At 62.9% G+C, this 2,491-nt stretch carries 3 protein-coding genes; 1 reads left to right on the top strand and 2 read right to left on the bottom strand.

What is annotated here, in order from left to right:
* Positions 1-351, bottom strand: a 351-nt coding sequence (locus VIH17_00400) for a prepilin peptidase (protein ID HEY4681691.1), incomplete at its 3' end; no start/stop codon positions are given.
* Positions 348-1,463, bottom strand: a complete 1,116-nt coding sequence (locus VIH17_00395; protein HEY4681690.1) for a glycosyltransferase family 4 protein — start codon at positions 1,461-1,463, stop codon at positions 348-350. The genes VIH17_00395 and VIH17_00400, both read right to left, overlap by 4 nt.
* Positions 1,464-1,562: 99 nt before the next feature.
* On the opposite strand from VIH17_00395, the gene VIH17_00390 reads away from it, so the two are divergent.
* The gene (locus VIH17_00390) at positions 1,563-2,345 is read left to right on the top strand and encodes a glycosyltransferase family 2 protein (GenBank protein HEY4681689.1); all 783 of its coding nucleotides are present in this window, start codon (positions 1,563-1,565) and stop codon (positions 2,343-2,345) included.
* Positions 2,346-2,491 lie beyond the last annotated feature (146 nt).

Below are 2,491 nucleotides of genomic sequence, written 5' to 3'. Positions count from 1 at the left end.
TTCCAACAAGTCAGTGAAGATCAGCACCAGCATCAGGGAGAAGAAAAGCAGGTTTTTGACCAGCAACCAGCTCAGCCCGTAGGACCAGTAGCCAAGCAGAAACAGGATGCCAGCCGCCAGCTCCACCGCCGGGTAGAGAGGCGAAATGCGCGCGCCGCATTTTCGACAACGCCCGCGCAGGAGCAGATAACTCAGGAGCGGAATATTATCCCAGGCCCTGATGACGGCGCCGCAAGCGCGGCAGTGCGAGCCCGGGCGGACGATCGAGCGGCCCTGGGGAAGGCGGCGAATGCAAACGTTCAAGAAACTCCCGATGACCAGCCCGAAGACGAAGCAGAAAGCTGCGATCAAGCGCTTTGCCTGTCCCTCCCGACCAGTGCCGCGTAGAGCGCGGCTGTTTCCCGCACCATTATAGCAGAGGTGAACCGGGCCTCGACCGTGCGGCGAGATTCCTTGCTGAGTTGCGCGCGCCATCGAGCATCCTCGGCGAGCCGCTCGATGCCGCGAGCCAGCTCGGCGGGCGAACGATCGGCCACCAGCAGGCCGTCCACGCCGTCGCGGATGACTTCGGGATTGGCCTCAAGGTTGGGCGCAACCACCGGCAGCCCGTGGGCCATGGCGGCTAGCATCGCCGTGCCCAGCCCTTCATTCTTGGCCGGGAAGGCAAAGACATCACTGGCTTGATAGACCGGGGAAGGATCGGGGAGTTGCCCCAGCAGGCGGACGACCCGCTCGAGGCCCCAGCGGCTCACCTGCCTTTGGAGGTGGCGAGCGAGAGGCCCGGAGCCGGCCAGGAGGAGAACGATGCGGCGGCGCTTGGCAATTTCTGAGATGGCCTCAACCAGGCGATGCTGGCCCTTGTCCCGGAACAGGTGCCCCACGCAACTCACGACGAACGTCTCCTCGGGCACGCCAAGCGCCCGGCGAGCGCTCGCTCGCCGAGCATCAGTTGTTTCGGGTGGAACCTCGACCCCATCGTAGATGACCTGAATTTTTTGCGCGGCAACGCCGCTTGCCAGAAGTTGCCGGCGCACCCAGCCGGACACAGCGACATAGTGCTCCGCTCCGTGCCGATACTTGAGACGCGAGAAAAGGTTTTCGGGAAGGGTGTAGCATACTCGCCGGCTGACGACTCGCGGGACCTCCCGGGGGCGCCCTGCCAGCCACGCCGCTGTATGCGAGCGTCCGTCGTGGGCATGGACGAGGTCAAAGCCGGCCTGGAGAGAGCGGCGCAGGGCGGCCGCCGCCCTCCAACCCGCCAGTCCAGGTTCGACTCCGAGGACGGGGATGCGCGCGTTCTGCGCCTTCTCTTCGAGAGGGCTGCCTTTCCGGGCCAGCAGCGAAACCTGGTGGCCCGCCTCGGCAAGCCCCTTGATCAGGGCGAAAGCTTGCTGCTGCCCGCCACGCCACCCGCGACCCAGATCCATGTGGAGTATTTTCACGGCGTCGGCCGGGCGACCCATCGAGCCGCCCGGCTGCGGGCAGCATAACCAATCCTTGCGCCGTCTTGCAATTCTCGACTGCCATGCTAATCTTTCTCGTTTGCAAGTGGCGCCTCTTCCATGAAGATCACCGCCCGCATCAACACGCTCAACGAGGAACACAACATCGTTGCCGCGCTCGAATCGCTTGCCTGGGCCGATGAGATTATGGTCGTGGATTCGTGGAGCAAGGATCGCACCGCCGAACTGGCCAGGAAGCACGGCGCCAAAGTCTATCAGCACGACTTTCTTTCTCACGGCGAGCAGCACAACTACGCCGATACGCTGGCCAGCCATGATTGGGTGTTCGTTCTGGACGCTGACGAGCGCGTCACCCCGGAATTGCGCGCCTCGATTGAGAAAATTCGCCGGGAAGGACCGAAGTCTTCCGGTTACCGGTTTGCCCGCCGCGCTCGCTTCATGGGTCGTTGGATCGGGCATTGTGGATGGTATCCCGATTACCAGACGCGACTCTACGACCGGCGCGCCACCCAATGGGGCGGTGATCCGCCACACGAGGAGCCCAAGGTGGACGGGCCCGTCGAGATCATTGCCGGGGAATTGCTCCACTTTACGAAGCGAAGCCTGAAAGAGAGCCTGGACACTTTGAACTATTTCACCACACTGGCATCGCAGGACCGTTTCCGCCGCGGGAGGCCGGCGGCGTCCTACTTCAAGCTCTTGCTCGCGCCGCCGGTCATTTTTTTGCGGTCGTATGTGTGGAAGCGGGGCTTCCTGGATGGATTGCCGGGGCTGGTGATTTCGTGGCTTGCCGCCTTCTACGTTTTCGCGCGGGAGGCAAAATTGCGCGAACACCACCTGATGGAAGCCCGGTCGCCCAACGTTTCTGAGAAAACCAGGTAGCGGCTTTAGGCGGGCACTGCCTGTTAGGGCTGCCGGGTGTTGGGAAAACCGCCGTGCCGGCCTGAAGCTGCTGCTACACGGAAGGCTGAGAAGCGATCAGACCTGTTATGGCTTGGCTGGAACAAAGAATCCTTCGGCGCGAAAAT

Source organism: Candidatus Acidiferrales bacterium, from assembly GCA_036514995.1.
GTDB lineage: Bacteria > Acidobacteriota > Terriglobia > Acidiferrales > DATBWB01 > DATBWB01.
Note: the sequence above shows the minus strand (reverse complement) of the source record. Positions and strands in the feature narration are given on the sequence as shown.

Coding starts and splice junctions, on each gene's coding strand:
- VIH17_00395 (HEY4681690.1), bottom strand. CDS start 1,463: ATGGGTCGCCCGGCCGACGCCGTGAAAATACTCCACATGGATCTGGGT.
- VIH17_00390 (HEY4681689.1), top strand. CDS start 1,563: ATGAAGATCACCGCCCGCATCAACACGCTCAACGAGGAACACAACATC.